Here is a 17,496-nt window from a genome sequence, read left to right as displayed (position 1 = left end):
TCAGTGCTCCTTGACCAGTTCGGCGTACGGGCCCCGCGCGGCGAGGAGGTGCTCGTGCCGCCCGCGTTCCACGACCGTGCCCGCGTCGAGCACGAGGATCTCGTCGCTGTCGCGTACCGTGCTCAGCCGGTGGGCGATGACCACGCAGGCGCAGCCGCGGCGCCGCAGGTTGTCGATGATGACCTGTTCGGTGGCCGCGTCCAGGGCGCTGGTCACCTCGTCGAGGACCAGGACGCTGGGGCGGCGGACCAGCGCCCGGGCGATCTCCAGGCGCTGGCGCTGGCCGCCGGAGAAGTTGCGGCCGTCCTGTGCGACGCGGCTGTGGATGCCGCCGGGGCGGCGGGCGACCACCTCGTGCACGGCGGCGTCCTGGAGGGCGGCGACGACGGCCTCGTCCGGGATGGAGGGGTCCCACAGGGTGACGTTGTCGCGGACGGTGCCCTCGAAGAGGAAGACGTCCTGGTCGACGAAGGAGACGGAGGTGGCCAGCGCGCCGCGGGGGATGTCGGCCAGCCGCATGCCGTCGATCCGGATGGTGCCCGACCAGGGGGTGTAGAGGCCGGATATGAGCCGGGACACGGTGGACTTGCCGCTGCCGGACCCGCCGACGAGGGCGATCTGCTGTCCCGGGCCGACCGTCAGCGAGAAGTCCTTGAGCAGGGGGGCGTCCAGGGCGCTGTAGCCGAAGGTGACGCCGTCGAGCTCGACGTGGCCCTTCAGCCGGCGCGTGCTCGCGGCGGGCTCCCGCCGGGAGTGCACCGGGTCGACGGGGAAGTTCTCGACGTCCTTGAGGCGGGCGACGTCGGCCGCGAAGTCCTGGACGCGTCCGGCGACCCCGTTCAGGCGGGCGAGGGGGGCGGTGAAGCTGGTCACCAGTGCCTGGAAGGCGACGAGCAGTCCGACGGACAGGTGTCCCTCGACCGCGCGCAGGCCGCCGAGCATCAGGATGAGCGCGCTGTTGAGCGCGGCCAGCGTGGGTGCGACGACCGCCAGCCAGGCGCTGGGCACGCCGAGCCGCTGCTGCACGTCGAGGGTGAGCGCGTGCTGTCCGGCCCAGCGGCGGAAGAAGCCGTCCTCGCCGCCGGTGGCCTTCATCGTCTCGATGAGCTGGAGACCGCCGTAGGAGGTGTTCGTCAGGCGGGCGCTCTCGGCGCGCAGCTTCTGGGTGCCGGTGGACCTGAGGCGGATCACGATCCGCATGGCCGCGACGTTGAGCAGTGCCACGGCCACGCCGAGGACGGTGAGCTGCGGGTCGTACGTCCACAGCAGTACCGCGTAGAGCACGACGACGACGGCGTCCACGCCGGCGGCGGCGAGGTCGCGGGCGAGGGTCTCGGCGACCGCGTCGTTGGACTGGAGGCGCTGGACGAGGTCGGCCGGGCTGCGCTGGGAGTAGAAGGCGACGGGGAGCCTGAGCAGGTGCCGCAGGAAGCGGGCGCTGCCCAGGGTGGAGGAGATGACGCGTCCGCGCAGCAGGTTGGCCTGTTGCAGGGCGGTGAGCGTCGCGGTGAGCACGAGGGCGACCGCCATGGACGCGAACAGCACGCCCAGCAGGGACGTCTGGTCACCGATGAGGAACATGTCGATGTACGTGCGGCTGAGCGCCGGTACCGCCGAGCCGACGACGACGAGCAGGAGGCTGGCGAGCACGGCGGCCGCCATGGTGCCGGACGTGCCGCGCAGGCGGGCCGGCACGGCGCCCAGGACGCCGGGCCTGCGGCCGGCGCGGCGGAATCCGTCACCGGGTTCGAAGGTGAGCACGACGCCGGTGAAGCTGCTGTCGAACTCGTCCAGGGGTACGAAGCGGCGGCCCTTGCCGGGGTCGTTGACGTGGACGCCCCTGCGGCCGAGGCGGCGGCCCATGCCGTCGTAGACGACGTAGTGGTTGAACTCCCAGAAGAGGACGGCCGGAGCGGGCACCTCGGCGAGCGCGGCCAGGTCCATCTGCATGCCCTTGGCCCGCAGGCCGTATCCCCGGGCGGCCTTGAGGAGGTTGCCGGCGCGGGAGCCGTCACGGGAGACGCCGCAGGAGATCCGCAGCTCTTCCAGCGGGACGAAGCGTCCGTAGTGTCCGAGCACCATGGCCAGGGCGGCGGCGCCGCACTCCACCGCTTCCATCTGGAGCACGGTCGGGGTGCGTACGGCGCGGGGCGTCCTGCCCCCGGGGGTGCGCGCGGGCCGGCGGCGTCCGGTGTTCCCGGCCGGCGGTCCGGGGCGGCGGCGACGGCGCGGGGCGCTCACGGCAGGAGCCAGTCGACGGGGCGCTGCGCGGCGAGGCGGACGGAGGCGGTGACCGGCGTCGCGGAGTCGACGGTGTAGGGGGGTCCGTCCGCGGAGGACCACGCGTATCCGGACCTGGTGGTGGCGGAGCGCTCCAGGTGGACGAGTACCGCGACCGGGTCGCCGAGCCGGTGGAACCGTTCGGCGAGTCGCGTGTCGCCGAGGAAGCCCTTGAGCTGGTTCTCGGTCTGGGGGACGCGGCCGACCGCCTTGACGTGGCCGCGCAGCACGCCGAACCTCTGGCGGGGGGCGGACTGGACGCTCAGGTCGACCGGGGCGCCGACCGGGATGGCCGGGCCGCTGGCGGCGGGCACGTACAGGACGGCCACCAGCGGGTCGTCGGGACCCCGCAGCCGTTCCAGGGTGGCCACCTCCGCGCCGGTCGCGACGACCGAGCCCGTCCTGGCCGCCATCGTCCTCACCCGGCCGCCGGCCACGGCGCGGACGGGGCGGTCGCCCTGGTCCGTGCGGACGGTGAGCAGGGGCGTTCCGGGGGACACGACGCGGCCCTCCTCGGCCAGGACTTCGGTCACCTGGCCCGGCACGGGGCTCTGCAGCGTGTAGCTGCCCTCGGCGTGGGTGAGGACGCCGGGTGCGCTCTGCTTCGCGGACACGGTGCCGGTGAGGGCCCAGAAGCTCGCGGCGGCCATGACGACGACGGTGACGGCCAGTACGAGGCGTCCCTGCGGGCGCGCGAAGCGTACGGGCAGGTCGAGTTCTTCGGGCGACTGCAGCTTGGAAAGCGCCTTTTGGCGGAACTGCACGGACTGTTCCTTCAACCGCATGCGAATGGAATGGAATGGAATGGAATGGGAGGGGGGATTACGGGCAGCCGTGAACCCCGGAGCCGTGGGGGGCGCTCCGGGGTCCGCGGCGGTATTCGCGTCAGAGACCGGCGATACCGGTGTGCACCGAAACGCCCGTGATACCCGAGACCAGACCGGGGGCGGCGCCGACGAGGCCCTGCGCGGCCTGGACGGTCTGGAGGGAGCCCACGGCGCCGAGGACGGTGCTGACGTCGCCGGTCACGGCGCCGGCCAGGCCACCGTTGATGCTGACGATGCCACCGGAGACGGCGTCCAGCTCGGCGTCGTCCATCTCACGGGTCTCAATGTCGTTACGCATGCGTGCGCACCTTTCCTTCATCGAAAAATGTTCCACGGTCACGGCGGTTCGACGGCCGGGAATTCCGGCCGCCGTTCTTTCGAACCGCCGCGGTGCGCAGATAGAAGCACGCGAACGGGTGACCGGCCTAATCGAGTTGACGCTTCATCACGACTCCTTCTTCACTCCCGGCCGTCGGCGTGCAGCTATGTTCACCCAATGGCCACAGCCTCTCCGTGAGATCGAGTAACAGATACGCGCCCTCCTCCCCGCCCTGGGACGATATGCGGACATACCACTAGCAAGCGCACCGGCTGGTCCGGTGGTCCGGACGGCGGCGGAAGGGGCCCGTCCGGCTTCGCGCACACCGTGTGGAGATTTTTGGAAGATGAGATTCCGGTCCGCGGCGCGCGACGCGTCCGCTCGGCGTCGGTGCGCCCGCTCAGCGGCGGTGCGTCCGCCCGGCGCCGGCCGCCGTCTCCGCCCGCCGCCAGGCGGCCTCGCGCAGCAGCCGCAGGCCGTTGAGGCCGACGATGACCGTGGACCCCTCGTGGCCGAGGACGCCGAGCGGGAGGGGGAGGTGTCCGACGAGGTCCCAGACCACGAGGGCGGAGATGAACACCGAGGCGATCACCAGGTTCTGCGTCACCAGGCGCCGGGCGGCGCGGGACAGGGCGACCACCGTGGGGACGGCGGCGAGTTCGTCCCGGGCGATGACGACGTCCGCCGCCTCCAGGGCGAGGTCGGAACCGACCCTGCCCATGGCGATCCCGGTGTGGGCGGCGGCGAGTGCCGGGGCGTCGTTGACCCCGTCGCCGATCACCAGGACCCTGCGGCCGGCTTCCTCCTGCCGCTTCACGGCGGCGACCTTGTCCTCGGGCAGCAGCCCGGCGCGTACGTCGGTGATGCCCACCTCCGCGGCGACCCGGCCGGCGGCGCGGGGATTGTCACCGGTCAGCAGTGTCGGGGCGCCGCCGGTGAGGGCGGCCAGGGCGGCGACGGTGGCGGCCGCGTCGGGGCGCAGCCGGTCGGTGACGCCGAGGAGCCCGACCGGCTCCCCGTCCCGCTGGACCAGCACCGCGGTACGGCCCGCGTCCTCCAGGCTCCCGGCCACCGCGAGGGCTTCCGCCGCCGCTCCCCGCCCGGCGGCATCGGCCAGCCGGAGGGGGGCGCCGACCGCGACCGCGCGTCCGCCGACGGTGGCCCGTACCCCGACGCCGGGAGCCGAGGTGAAGTCCTCGGCGGGCGGCGGGCGCAGGCCGCGCCGGCGGGCGGCGTCGACGACGGCACGGGCGAGGGGGTGCTCGCTGGGGTGCTCGGCCGCCGCCGCGAGCGCGAGCAGACCGTCCTCGTCGAGGCCGCTGCCGGGCAGCGGGCGGACGTCGGTGACCTGCGGGGTGCCTTCGGTCAGGGTGCCCGTCTTGTCCAGCGCCACCGCGTCGGCCTCGCCCAGCCGCTCCATCACCACGGCCGACTTCACCAGCACGCCGTGCCGTCCGGCGTTGGCGATCGCCGAGAGCAGCGGCGGCATGGTCGCCAGCACCACCGCGCACGGAGAGGCCACGATCATGAAGGTCATCGCCCGCAGCAGCGCGCCGGTCAGGTCGTCGCCGAGGGCGAGGGGCACGGCGAACACCGCGAGGGTGGCGAGCACGATGCCGATCGAGTACCGCTGCTCGACCTTCTCGATGAACAGCTGCGTCGGGGCCTTGGTTTCCGAAGCCTCCTCGACCATCGCGACGATGCGGGCGATGACCGAGTCGGAGGCCTCCCGCTCCACCCTGACCCGGAGCGCGCCCGTCCCGTTCAGGGTGCCGGCGAAGACCTCGTCACCCGCCTGCTTCGGCACCGGGAGCGACTCCCCGGTGATGGTGGCCTGGTCGACCTCGCCGGCCCCGGACAGGACCCGGCCGTCGGCGCCGACCCGCTCACCGGGGCGGATCAGAATGGTGTCGCCGACCGCCAGGTCCCCGGCGGTGACCGTCTGCGTCCCGCCCCCGTCGAGCAGCCGGGTCACGGTGGCCGGGGCGAGGTCGAGCAGGCCGCGCACCGAGTCCGCGGTGCGGGCGGTGGCCAGGGCCTCCAGGGCGCCGGAGGTGGCGAAGATGACGATCAGCAGCGCGCCGTCCATCACCTGCCCGATCGCCGCGGCCCCGATCGCCGCGACGATCATCAGCAGGTCCACGTCCAGGGTCTTCTCCCGCAGCGCCCGCAGGCCGGCCCAGGCCGGTTCCCAGCCACCCGTCACGTACGCGAGCGCGTAGAGCGGCCCCCAGAGCCAGGGCGGGGCTCCGGTCAGCTGGAGCGGGAGCGCGAGCAGGAACGCGGCGGTCGCGGCCGCGGCCCACCGGGCCTCGGCGAGGGCGAGGACCCGCGTACGGCGGGGCCGGGGCGCAGCCGGGCGGCTCGCGGGGGAAGGGGCGGAGGAGGAGCGCTCGGTGAGCGCGGAAGGCGAGGAAGGCATGGCGGGGAGACCCTTCGCGGGCACGGGAGGGGCGACACCGCCAGGATACAGGAACGAATGAACATCTCTTCATGTATCGCCGGTAGGATGGTGCCCATGGGCCACGGAGTCGATTCGAAGAGCACGGTCAGCACCCGCGAGCGGCTGGACGCCGTGGGCGCCTCCGATGTCGCCGCGACCCTCCAGGCACTGGCCACGCCCTCGCGGCTGCACATCCTCGCCCGGCTCCAGGAGGGCCCCTGCCCGGTCGGCGAACTCGCCGAGGCCGTCGGCATGGAACAGTCGGCCTGCTCCCACCAGTTGCGGCTGCTGCGCAACCTGGGCCTGGTGACGGGTGAGCGCCGGGGCCGCTCCATCGTCTACGAGCTGTACGACGGCCATGTCGCCGAACTGCTCGACCAGGCCCTCTTCCACGTCGAGCACCTGCGTCTGGGCCTGCGCGACGCCCCCGGCGAGGCGTACCCCGGATCAGCCGGCGGGCACGAGCGCTGAGGTCGGGCCGCGCCCGGTCAGGCGGCCCGCCTCCAGGACGTGCACGGTGTCCGTGTAGGCGCCGATCAGGTGGAGTTCGTGGGAGACCACGGCGACGCTCAGCGCGTGCTCGGCACGCAGGCGCGTCAGCAGCTCCATGACGGCGCGGGCCGTGCCGGGATCGAGGGCGGACGTGATCTCGTCGCACAGCAGGATGTCGGGTCCGGCGGCCAGGGCGCGGGCGATCGAGACCCGCTGGCGCTGACCGCCCGAGAGCTCGGCCGGATAGCGGCCGGCGAACCCGGCCGGCAGTTCCACCTGTTGGAGCAGTTCGGCGACCCGGCCGGGTACGGCCGCCCCGGACAGGCCGCCGTGCATGCGCAGGGGCCGGGACAGCGCCGCGCCGACGGTGCGCGCCGGGTTGAGGGCCGCGAGGGGGTTCTGCGGGACGAGCTGGATGCGCCGCTGGTCCTCCCGGGTGCGCTTGCGCGCCAGGGGGGCCAGGGGCCGGCCGTCCAGCTCCAGGGTGCCGGTGTCGGCGGGGTGCAGTCCGGCGAGCACCCGCAGCAGCGTGGTCTTGCCCGAGCCGGAGGGGCCGACGATGCCGGTGGCGGATCCGGGGGGTGCGGTGAAGTCCACCGCGTCGAGGACGCGCTGACGGGCGCCGCCGTGCCGGAAGGTGACGCCGACGGCGCGTGCGCTCAGCCCCCGCCCCTCCTTCCGGGCGGCGGCGGGAGGTCCGCAGGAGGGACGCGGCGGGGTGCGGGGGGTGGGAACGGCCGGGGGCCGGGCGGGCGTCAGCTGGACCGTGTGGTCGGCGCAGGCACTGACGAGTTCGGGGTCGTGGGTGGCCATGACGACGGCCAGCCCCCGGTCGGCGGCGAGGTCGCGGAGCAGCTCGGCGATCTCGTCGCGCAGGGCGGGGTCCAGTCCCGCGGTGGGCTCGTCGAGGAGGAGGATGTCGGGGGTCCGGGCCAGCGCGCGGGCGAGGGCGACGCGGCGCTGCTGGCCCCCGGAGATGGCGGTGGGCCGTCGGTCGGGCAGGCCGTCGCCGACCGGGAGCCGGCACTCGCGCAGCAGGCCGAGGACGGCGGCGCGGCCGCGGTCGGGGGCCGTCTCGGCGACGAGCCGGCGCACGGTCATCCGCGGGTTGAGGGCCGAGCCGGGGTCCTGTCCGACGTAGGCGACGCGTGAGCGGCGCAGTCGCCGCAGCTGTGCGGGGGCGAGGGCGACGGGGTCGTGTCCCAGGACGTCCAGCGTGCCGGCGGTGACGGCGGCGCCGGGCGGGAGGTGGCCGATGAGGGCGCGGAGCAGGGTGGTCTTGCCGGAGCCCGAGCTGCCGGTGAGGGCGGTGACCCGGCCGGCGTGGACGCGTACCGAGGCCGGCCGCAGCAGGACGCTCCCGTCCTCCATCGAGATTTCGAGACCTGTCGCGGTGGCCAGGGGCGGGGTGTCGGGGACGGCCCGGGCCGTGGGCCGGGGTGTTTCCGCCCGGGGTGCGGCTTCGCTCACGAGGTGGTCACCGCCTTGTGTACGGAGTGGGGTGCGAGGGAGGTGGAGGCGAGGTTGACGCTGATGGCGAGCACGGCGATGGCCAGGCTCGGGGCGAGGACCCCCCAGGGGCTGAGGAGGATGCCGGGGGCGTTCTCACGGACCATCAGCGCCCAGTCGGCGGCGGGCGGCTGCGGGCCGATCTGGAGGAAACCGGCCATGGAGATCACGTAGACGCCCTCGACGAACCGCAGGCCGAACAGGGCGAGGACGGTGGCGCGGAGGTTGGGCAGCAGCTCGCGCACGGCGATGTACGCGAGTCCCTCGCCACGGGTGACGGCGGCCTCGACGTACCCGGAGTCCGCCAGGGGCGCCGCGGCGCCGGCGACGATGCGCACCGCGTACGGGGTGCCGAGGACGACGGCGGCGATGACGACCGGGCCGCGGCCGCCCCCGGGCCAGGCCAGGGCGATGAGCATGATGCCGAGGACGGACGGGAGCAGGATGGACACGTCCGCGGTGCGTTCGACGGCCCGGCCGAGCGCCGGGCGCAGCACGGCGGCGCAGCCCAGCAGGGTGGCCAGCAGGGTGACGGTGACGGCCACGACCAGGGCGCCGGCGATGAGTGCGGTGCCGCCGTGCAGCACCCGGCTCAGGACGTCGCGGCCCAGCTGGTCCCCGCCGAGGAGGGCGTCCCGGCCGGGACTCGCGTAGGGGGCGGTGACGGGGGTGTCGACGGTGTGCGGGGCGAGGAGGGGCCCGCAGAGGGCGAGGAGGACGAGGAGCAGCGCGGGGACGGTGCCGCGCACGGCCCGGATCCGGCCGGTCGGGGGCCGCGTCCTCGTGGCGGCGTCGGTGGCGCTCATGCGCGGACTCCCAGGGTGCGGGCGCGGAGCAGGTCCGCGGCCAGCAGGACGAGGCTGATGACGGCACCGGCGCAGATGACCACCCCGGCGATGAGCGGGGTGTCGCGTGCGGCGACGGCGCCGGCCAGGACGGTTCCGATTCCGGGGTAGTTGAAGAGGGTCTCCACCACCACCGCTCCGCCCAGGAGCATGCCGGTGGAGGTGGCGATGCCCGTGGCGATGGCCGGTACCGCGCCCGGGAGGGCGTGGCGCAGCAGGACGTGGCGGGGCGGCAGCCCGTCGAGGACGGCGGCTTCGACATGGGGGGTCGCGGCCTGGTCGGCGAGGGCGCCGCGCACGATGCGGGTGTTCCAGCCGGTCTGGGGGATCACCAGGGCGATGACCGGCATGATCAGCATGGTCCAGGCGGCCGGAGCCCCGTCGGCTCCCGTGACGGTGACGGCGGGCAGCCACCCCGTCCACAGCGACAGGAGCAGCAGGAGCAGGACGGAGATGACGAATTCGGGTACGGCGAAGGAGGCGGTGGCCGTGTGTCCGATGATCCGGTCGGTCAGCCGGCCGGGGCGGGATGCCGCCCAGCAGCCGAGGGCCAGGGAGAGGACGACGGTCAGCAGGAACGCGGTCGCCCCCAGGAGCAGGGTGTTGGGGAGGGGGTCGGCCAGCAGCTCGGTGACCGGCCGGCCCCGCGCCGAGGTGCCGAGGTCGCCGGTGGGCAGGGCGGTCATCCATTCCCGGAAGCGTTCCCACAGCGGCCGGTCGAGTCCGAGCAGGTGCCGTCGTGCCGCCAGGCCGGCGGCGCTCTCGCCCCGCTCGGCGGCGGCGGTGGCCGCGTCGCCGGGCAGCGCTTCGACGGCGGCGAAGACCACGGCCAGCAGCACGACGAGCAGCAGGGCCCGCCGGGCCGCCGCCCCGGCCGCCCGGCTGACCAGTGCGGCGGCACGCCGGGGGACGGCACGCCGTGAGGCGGCGGCCGCCCCGGGGCGTGCGGGGGCGGCCACCTTCCCGTCCTGGGCCGGGCTGCTCAACGCAGCCACACGCCCTCGAGCTGGACCCGGCCGTATCCGGCGAGCCTGGGCAGGCCCTGGACCTTGGCGGCGGCCAGGTCGATGCCGTCGGCCATGCCCCACAGCAGGTAGCCGGACCTGTCGTACTCGATCCGCTGGAGTTCCTTCAGGGCGGCGGCGCGCGCGGTCTCGTCGGCGGTGCCGACGACCTTGAGGTAGGAGGCGTCGAACTCCTTGTCGGACCAGGCCGCCTCGTTGGTGGCGGCCTCGCTGACCATGGTCTTCGAGGCGAAGAAGACGACCGAGTCGTTGGTGCCCCAGTAGGTGGTGTAGAAGTCGCCGGTCTTCCAGGTCTTGTCCCAGAAGGCGCCGGATTCCTGCTTGACGACCTGGACCTTGACGCCCGCCTCCCTGGCCTGGTTGGCGAAGAGGGTCGCGGACTCGGCGAGTCCGGGAATGTCCTCGGTGGTGACGAGGTCGTAGGTCCTGGACAGGTCGAACCCCGCCTCCGCGAGGAGCTTCCCGGCCTTGCCGAGGTCCCGCGCGCGCTGCGGGATGTCCTGGGCGAAGTGCGGGTCCCCGGTGCCCATGATGTCGTTGGAGACGGTGCCGTAGCCGGAGAGGACCTGCTTGACCATGGCCTCGCGGTCGACGATCAGGCGCATGGCCGCGCGGACGCGGGGGTCGGCGAACGGGCTGCCCGCGGCGGTGCGCATGACGATCGGCATGGCCATGTCGTTCGGGCGGCGCAGGACCTGGACGTCCTTGCGCGCCTCGGCGGTGCGGGCGGCGACCGCGCCGACGTTGGAGGCGACGTCGATCTGCCCGGCGAGAAGGGCGTTGGCCATCGCCTGGGGGGTCTCGAACATGGTGACCTCGATGGCGTCGAGGTGGACGGTCCCGCCGTACCACGCGTCGTTGCGCACGAGGCGGGCGTTGCCGCCGCGGTACCAGTCCAGCTTGAACGGGCCGGTGCCGGGCGCCTTCTCCAGCGCGCCGTCGGCGGTGTCCTTCTTCAGGACGAAGGTCGTCAGGCGGGTCAGGAGCGGCAGTTCGGCGTTGGCGTGGTCCGAGACGAGGACGACGGTGTCGGTTCCCCCGGCCGTGATGTTCTCCGGCCTGATGCCGGGCAGGCGCGAAGCGCCGGAGGGGGTGTTGCGCAGGCGCCGCAGCGACCAGACGACGTCGTCGGCGGTCACCGGGGTGCCGTCGTGGAAGGCGGCACCCTTGGCGATCTTGAATGTCCAGGTCTTCAGGTCGGCCGACGGCTCCCACGAGGCGGCGAGCCGGGGGCGGGTGTTGGGCTTGGCTCCGGGGGTCGTGAGGGTGTCGTAGACCAGCGCGATGACGAGGTAGTCGCTCTCGTTGGCCTGGGAACCGTGCGGGTCGCGGGTGAGGGCGCCGGCGCGGCCGAGTGCGCCGACGCGGAGGGTGCCCCCGCTCTTCGGCCCGCCGGCGCCCGCCGCGGGGTCGTCCGCGGTGCCGGCGTCCCCGGAGGAGCAGGCGGCGAGGAGCGCCGTGGCGCCCAACGCTCCGCCGGACCACAGAACTTGACGCCTGTTCATCTTCACGTACGTCCTCGATCCACTGAGCGGACTGGGATGTTCTTAGGTTTGCCTACCCTCATGACAACCATGTCCGCAAGCCGTCGTTCACGAGGGGACGCATATCCGAATCCGGGTGAACGTCAACCCGTTAGTAAGGTTTGCCTTACCTTCATCTCCTGCTAGCGTTCGAATCGTTCGCCGGTTCCGCAGGTTCACGGCTGGCCCGCCAACTGCCGTTGAGCCCTTGCCAGTTGACAGTTCCCACCCCCCGGTCATGGAGAGACGAACCGCGCCAGGGAACCGGGTTCCCCCCTGCCATCCGAACGAAACGGATTCCTTCGCCATGAGCACGGCAGCCGCCCCAGTCCGCCAGCTCAACGCCCACACCGCGGGAGCACTCCGCGACGCCGCGGAGAAACTGCTCGCCACGTTCGGTACGTCCGCCACGAGCCCCGCCCTCCTGGCACGGGTCCGGGAGGTGGCCGGCCGCTTCGGTGACGCCCTGCGCCACCAGTGCCGCCCCGTCGACACCCCCGACGGCCTGTTCGTCCTGCGCGGCCTCGCCGTCGACGACGGGGCCATCGGCCCGACGCCCGCCGGCTGGGCCACCGCGCACGACAGCGGCGCGGTGTACGACATCACGCTCCTGCTGCTCGCCACCGTCATGGGCAACCCCCTCGCCTGGCGGGGCCAGCAGGACGGCCGCTTCGTCCACAACATCGTCCCGTCCCGGGGCCACGAGAGCGAACAGACGGGCGCCTCCAGCACGGTGCTCCTCAGCCCGCACACCGAGGACGCCTTCCACCCCGGCCGCGCCCACCTGCTGATGCTCGCCTGCATGCGCAACCCCGACGGCGTCGCCACCACCGCCGCCAGCATCCGCAGGACCCGCCTCGCGGACACCGACATCGCCCTGCTCACCCGGCCGGTCCTGCCGATCCTGCCCGACGACGCCTACCGGGCGGCCCAGGGCTACACCGGCGGGGCACCGCCCGCCGTACCGGCCCTCTACGCCGCCGAGGACGGGATGACCCTGCGCTTCGACCCCGCCTACACCCCCCTGCACGACGCGGACGCCGCGTACCGGTCCGCGTACGACCGGCTGTCGCGGGAACTGGCCCGCGTCTCGGTCGCCGTCAGCCTCGGCCCCGGCGAGGTCCTCGTCGTGGACAACGACCTCGTCGTCCACGGCCGCGTCCCCTTCCGCGCCCGGTACGACGGCACCGACCGCTGGCTCAAGCGCGCCTCCGTCCGGGTACCCGGACGCCGCACCCGCCCCGCCGCCGAAGCCGGCGAACACGGATACGGCCAGACCGCCCTCGAAGCACACGCGAGCTGAACGCCCGTCCCGCACCCGAGGAGTGACCACCATGACGCACACCCCGGCCGCACCCGCCGCCACCCCGGCGGCCGGCGACGGCACACACCTGCGCGTCCTGTCGACCACCGACCTGGCCGGGATCGACGTGTCCCTGGCCGACGTGGTCGCCACCGTCGAGGGCGCCTACCGCACCCTGCACGCCGGCCGGTCCGACAACCCCCGGAAGCTGACCGTCAAACCGCGGGACGGACACTCCGTCTCCTACGCGATGCTGGGCCGGGACGGCTCCCGCGAGGTCGTGGCGGTCAAGACCTCGTACAAGCACGGTCTGGACAAGGGCCGCGAGGACCAGCACTACTACACCGCGCTGACGCTCTACGACGACACCACCGGGCTCCCCGTGGCCATGATGGACTGTTCCCGCATCGGCTCGCTGCGCACCCCCGCCGTCTCCGCCCTGCTGGCCCGCGCGTGCGCGGCCCCCGGAGCCCGGTCCGCGCTGGTCGTCGGCACCGGCACCCAGGGCCGCCTCGCCCTGCCGTTCCTGCTGACGACGCTGCCGGAGCTGGACCGGCTGATGCTGTTCGGCACCCGGCCCGAGGGCATCGCCGCCGTCCGCGAGCGGCTGCGCGCCCACTTCCCCGACCGGGACGTGGACATCGTCACGGACCTGCGGGCGGCCGCCTCCGAAGCGGACGTCATCGTCGCGGCCGCCGGCGCCCACACCCCCGCCGCGATCGAGGCCGACTGGCTGGCGCCCGGCACGCTGTCCGTCCTCGTCGGGCACGGGCTCGCGCCCTCGACCCTGCACCGCGCGGACCGGGTCATCGCCACCAGCGAGGCGCAGATGCACGTCACCGGCACCGACATGGCCGACGCCGACGGCACGTTCCCCGCGGTCGACGCGGAGCTGGCGCCCGTACTGGCCGGGGAGGCGGCGGGCCGCCGGAGCGGCACCGAGCGCGTCTTCGCCTACAACAGCGGGCTGGTGGTCACCGACATCGCCCTCGGCCACCGCTTCGCCCAGCTGGCCATCGCCCGGGGCCTGGGCACCGAGGTGCCACTGTGGCAGTGAGCCCCGGCACCGGCCACTCCCCCGCCCTCCCTCCCCTCCCCGACCCCGCGACGGACGCGGTGCTGGCCAGCGGCCTCCTGCCCGAACTCGCCCACGCCTTCGGCGGCCCCTTCCACTTCCTGCTGCCCGAGGCGTTCGACAGCAACCTGCGGGCCCTGCGGGAGGCCCTCACCTCCGCGGGCGTGGACGGCTTCGTGTACTTCGCGAAGAAGGCCAACAAGGCCGCCGTGTTCGCCGAACGGGCGGCCGCGGGCGGCGCCGGCGTGGACGTGGCCTCCGCCGGCGAGCTGCGCGAAGCGCTCGGGCAGGGCGTCCGCGGCGAGCACCTCGTGGTCACCGGCCCGGCCAAGGACACCGTCCTGCTCCGCCTGGCCGTCCAGCAGGGCGCCCTGATCGCCGTCGACGCCCTGGACGAGCTCGACGCCCTCGTCACCCTCGCCTCGACCGGACCGGTACGTCCCGCCCGTGTGCTGCTGCGCTGTCTTCCGCCGGCCCAGCCGCACAGCCGCTTCGGAATGACCGGTGCCGAACTGGCCGCCGCGACGGACCGCTGCGTCCGGGCCGGCGACGCGGTCCGGATGGAGGGCTTCAGCTTCCACCTGTCCGGCTACGCCCTCCAGCCGCGCGCCGACCTCGCCGGCCACCTCGTCGACCTGTGCCTCAAGGCCCGCGCCCGGGGCCTGGACGCCGGCCGCGTCAGCATCGGCGGCGGCCTGCCCGTCAGCTACACCGACGCCGACAGCTGGCACGCGTTCCTCGCCCGGCACCACAGCCGCCACTACCACGCGGGCAGGACGTTCCGGACGGGCGACTTCTACCCCTACCACTCGCCGTACTCCGGCCCCGGCGCCCTGACCGCGCTGCTGGCGGCCCGCCCCGAAGGCCACCGCCGGCCGCTCGCCGGCCTCCTCGGGGACGCCGGTGTGGTCCTGCTCCTTGAGCCCGGCCGGGCCCTCCTCGACCGGGCGGGGGCCACCGTCTTCCGGATCCAGGGCGTCAAGGACCGTGAGGGGTACCGGATCCTCACCGTCGACGGCACCAGCCTGAGCCTGTCCGAACAGTGGTTCAACAGCGAGTACCTGCCCGACCCCCACCTCCTGTCCCAGGACACCACCGGGCCCGCCGGGGTGTACCCGGCGAGCGTCGGGGCGGCCACCTGCCTGGAGTCCGACATGCTCACCTGGCGCAAGGTCGGCTTCACCCGCCCGCCCCGCACGGGTGACCTGCTCGTGTACCCGAACACCGCCGGGTACCAGATGGACTCCAACGAGTCCCCGTTCCACGACCTCGCGCTGCCGCCCAAGATCGTCATCGACCGGACCGGCGCCCCCCGCCCCCGCTGGCGCCTCGACCGCCACTCCGCCTGAGCCGGAGCCCTCCGACCGTCCTCCCCCACAGGAGCTTCCGATGCCCGGAGCACTTCAGCGCCCCGCCGTGGTCTCCCGCGTGTCCGACCTCATCGGCCGCACCCCCCTGCTGGAACTCGCCGCCACGGGGACCGGCACCCGCCTGCTGCTGAAGCTGGAGATGTTCAACCCGACCGGCACCGCGAAGATCCGTATGGCCCGTGCGATGGTCGACGCGGCCGAGCGGGCCGGCGAACTGCGTCCCGGGGGCCGCGTCATCGAGTCCACCTCCGGCAACACCGGGCTGGGACTCGCCGTGATCGCCGCCGAACGCGGCTACGCCTTCACCGCCGTCGTCGACGACCACGCCTGCGCGGACAAGCTCCGCACCATGAAGGCCCTGGGCGCCGAACTCGTCCGCGTTCCCGACGCCGGAACCGGTGAGCTCGCCACCGCCGCCCGCGAGGAACTCGCCGAGGCACTGGCCCGCGGCCGGGACAACACGGTCTTCACCGAGCAGCACAACAACCCCGCCAACGGCGTCGGCTACTTCCCCGTGGCCCACGAGCTGCACGAGGCGCTCGACGGCGGGCTCGACGTCCTGATCGGCGCGGTCGGCACCGGCGGCGCCCTCTGCGGCACCGCCCGGGAGCTGCGCGGGCTGATGTCGGGCTTCACGGTCATCGGTGTCGAGCCCAAAGGGTCCATCGCCTTCGGCGGCCCGGCCCACGACTACCACCAGTCCGGCACCGGCACCCCCGAGGGCGCCGAGATCGGTGCCCTCGTCGACTTCGGCCTGATCGACGAGGGGGTCAAGGTGGGCGACGTCGAGGCCTTCGCGGCCTGCCGCGCGGTGGCCCGTACCGGTCTGCTCATCGGCGGCTCCGCCGGCGGCGTCGTGTACGAGGCGCTGACCCGTCTGACCGCCCTGCCCCCGGGCACCACCGTGGTCGCCCTCGTCAACGACGGCGGCGAGAAGTACATGGACACCGTCTTCGACGACGTGTGGATGCGGGAGCGCGGCCTCCTCGACCCCGGGGCGGAGCGCGAGATCGACGAACTCCTCACCAAACTCCGCGGGAAGCGGTGACCCTGAGCCATGCAGACCACCCTCCTCCGTGACGGCCGCGCACTGGCCTCCCTGGCCGTGCCCCTCGTCCTCACCCAGCTCGCGCAGGTCGCGCTGACGACCACCGACACCGTGATGATGGGGTTCCTCGGGACCGGCGAACTCGCCGCCGGCGGCCTGGCCCTCGTCATCTTCAACCAGCTCCGCACCATGGGCGTCGGCCTGGTCACCGCCGTGGGAAACCAGATAGCCGCCGCCGCGGCCAGAGCCGAGCGGGCCGGCGGGGTCGGCGGCGGCGGGGCGGACGGCGGGGGCCGGGCGAACGAGGAGGTCCGGGGCATCGTCCGGGCGAGCCTGGCCGTCGCCACGCTCGCGGGCACGGCCGGCGCCGTCCTCATGGTCCTCATGGGCCAGGCCCTGATCTGGCTCGGCCAGGACGCCGCGGTCGTCGAGCGCACCCGGACGATGCTCCTCGCCCTCGCCCCCGGCCTGCTGCCCTGCCTGTGGTTCCAGGCCGTCCGCCAGTTCACCGTCGGCATGCGCCGCCCGCAGGGCCTGCTCCGGATCACCCTCGCTTCCGTGGCCGTCAACGCGGGCCTCAACTGGGTCCTCGTCCACGGCACGTGGGGGCTGCCCCGGCTGGGTCTGACCGGCATCGGCGTCGCCACCTCGACGGTCCACCTCCTGTCGTTCGCCGCCCTCTACCTCTCCGCGCGGAAGGACCGCGAGCTGGCGCCGCTGCTCACGCTGAACGTCCTCAAGGCCGACCCGGCCACCGTCAGGCGCCTCGTCGCGCTGGGCGTCCCCATCGCCGCCACCTACGGCTCCGAAGCCGGGTTCTTCTCCGTGACCGCGCTGATGGCCGGCTCCTTCGGCCCCGACGCCCTCGCCGCGCACACCGCCGTCAACCAGCTCGTCTACATCGTCTTCCAGGTCGCCGTCGGGCTCTCGCACGCCGCCTCGATCCACGTCAGCCGTGAACTGGCCCTGGGCCGCACGGACCACGCCCGGCGCATCAAGAACACCGCGCTCGCCTGCGCCGCCGCCGTCATGGCCACCGTCGGCGTCGTCTACCTCACGCTCCCCCGCCTGGTCCTGGCCCCCTTCCTCGACTCCGGGCCCGGCTCCGGACAGGCCCTGACGATCGCCACCCAGCTGCTGATCGTCACCGCCTTCCTCCAGTTCTTCGACTGCGCCCAGAACATAGGGGTCGGACTCCTGCGGGGGCTCGACGACACCAGGAGCGGCTTCCGCATCACCGTCATCGGCTACTGGGCCGTCGGACTGCCCGCCTCCTGGCTCCTCGCCTACGCACTCGGCCTCGGCCTCCTCGGCATCTGGCTCGGCCTGCTCACCGGTCTGGCCACCACCGCCGTCCTGCTGCTGCGCCGTTACTCCGCCTCGCTCGCCCTGCGCGGCGGCCCCACGGCCATGACGGCCCCCGCGTAGCGGCCGCGG

14 protein-coding genes are annotated in these 17,496 nt (G+C 73.9%); 6 read left to right on the top strand and 8 right to left on the bottom strand.

The annotated features are described in order from the left end of the window. From ACZ514_RS03260 to ACZ514_RS03245, 4 genes are all read right to left on the bottom strand, one after another. A complete protein-coding gene (locus ACZ514_RS03260; protein WP_469124189.1) occupies positions 1-2,253 on the bottom strand; it encodes an NHLP family bacteriocin export ABC transporter peptidase/permease/ATPase subunit in 2,253 nt (750 codons plus the stop codon). Then, entirely contained in the window at positions 2,238-3,044 is an 807-nt protein-coding gene (locus tag ACZ514_RS03255) for a biotin/lipoyl-containing protein (RefSeq protein WP_468162709.1), read from the bottom strand. Before ACZ514_RS03255 ends, ACZ514_RS03260 begins: the two co-directional genes overlap by 16 nt. 121 nt (positions 3,045-3,165) lie before the next feature. Then, positions 3,166-3,405: a hypothetical protein gene (locus ACZ514_RS03250; protein WP_468162711.1), complete on the bottom strand. Its 240-nt coding sequence runs from the start codon at positions 3,403-3,405 to the stop codon at positions 3,166-3,168. Positions 3,406-3,826: 421 nt separating this feature from the next. Then, positions 3,827-5,848: a heavy metal translocating P-type ATPase gene (locus ACZ514_RS03245; protein ID WP_469123967.1), complete on the bottom strand. Its 2,022-nt coding sequence runs from the start codon at positions 5,846-5,848 to the stop codon at positions 3,827-3,829. A 96-nt stretch (positions 5,849-5,944) separates the two neighbouring features. On the opposite strand from ACZ514_RS03245, the gene ACZ514_RS03240 reads away from it, so the two are divergent. After that, entirely contained in the window at positions 5,945-6,340 is a 396-nt protein-coding gene (locus ACZ514_RS03240) for an ArsR/SmtB family transcription factor (protein ID WP_467884759.1), read from the top strand. Here ACZ514_RS03240 and ACZ514_RS03235 read toward each other — a convergent pair. Genes ACZ514_RS03235 through ACZ514_RS03220 form a run of 4 tightly spaced genes read right to left on the bottom strand, consistent with a single transcriptional unit; the run spans position 6,317 to position 11,245 of the window. Further along, positions 6,317-7,831 (bottom strand): ABC transporter ATP-binding protein, encoded by a 1,515-nt coding sequence (locus ACZ514_RS03235; protein WP_469123966.1) that lies wholly within the window; start codon positions 7,829-7,831, stop codon positions 6,317-6,319. The two genes, ACZ514_RS03240 and ACZ514_RS03235, sit on opposite strands and share 24 nt — an antisense overlap. Further along, a complete protein-coding gene (locus tag ACZ514_RS03230; RefSeq protein WP_468162717.1) occupies positions 7,828-8,676 on the bottom strand; it encodes an ABC transporter permease in 849 nt (282 codons plus the stop codon). Before ACZ514_RS03230 ends, ACZ514_RS03235 begins: the two co-directional genes overlap by 4 nt. Further along, positions 8,673-9,674: an ABC transporter permease gene (locus ACZ514_RS03225; RefSeq protein ID WP_468162719.1), complete on the bottom strand. Its 1,002-nt coding sequence runs from the start codon at positions 9,672-9,674 to the stop codon at positions 8,673-8,675. The genes ACZ514_RS03230 and ACZ514_RS03225 overlap by 4 nt, the downstream gene beginning before the upstream one ends. Before the next feature lie 23 nt (positions 9,675-9,697). Then, positions 9,698-11,245 carry an ABC transporter substrate-binding protein gene (locus ACZ514_RS03220; RefSeq protein WP_468162721.1) on the bottom strand — a complete coding sequence of 516 codons (1,548 nt, stop codon included), beginning with the start codon at positions 11,243-11,245 and terminating at the stop codon, positions 9,698-9,700. A gap of 325 nt (positions 11,246-11,570) precedes the next feature. Between ACZ514_RS03220 and ACZ514_RS03215 the strand changes: the two genes are divergently transcribed. The 5 genes from ACZ514_RS03215 to ACZ514_RS03195 are packed head-to-tail and all read left to right on the top strand — an operon-like array spanning position 11,571 to position 17,487. Further along, positions 11,571-12,566, top strand: coding sequence for a TauD/TfdA family dioxygenase (locus ACZ514_RS03215; protein ID WP_469123965.1), 996 nt, complete (start codon positions 11,571-11,573; stop codon positions 12,564-12,566). Positions 12,567-12,597: 31 nt separating this feature from the next. Continuing rightward, positions 12,598-13,623: an ornithine cyclodeaminase family protein gene (locus tag ACZ514_RS03210; RefSeq protein WP_468162725.1), complete on the top strand. Its 1,026-nt coding sequence runs from the start codon at positions 12,598-12,600 to the stop codon at positions 13,621-13,623. Further along, positions 13,614-14,990, top strand: a complete 1,377-nt coding sequence (locus tag ACZ514_RS03205; RefSeq protein WP_469123964.1) for a type III PLP-dependent enzyme domain-containing protein — start codon at positions 13,614-13,616, stop codon at positions 14,988-14,990. The genes ACZ514_RS03210 and ACZ514_RS03205 overlap by 10 nt, the downstream gene beginning before the upstream one ends. Before the next feature lie 40 nt (positions 14,991-15,030). After that, complete coding sequence (locus tag ACZ514_RS03200) at positions 15,031-16,059, top strand: cysteine synthase family protein (protein WP_468162729.1); 1,029 nt, start codon at positions 15,031-15,033, stop codon at positions 16,057-16,059. A 9-nt stretch (positions 16,060-16,068) separates the two neighbouring features. Beyond that, a complete protein-coding gene (locus ACZ514_RS03195; protein ID WP_469123963.1) occupies positions 16,069-17,487 on the top strand; it encodes an MATE family efflux transporter in 1,419 nt (472 codons plus the stop codon). The last annotated feature ends 9 nt before the right edge of the window (positions 17,488-17,496 follow it).

It is taken from the genome of Streptomyces sp. NPDC034086 (assembly GCF_055575515.1).
This window is presented reverse-complemented; position numbering and strand designations above follow the sequence as displayed.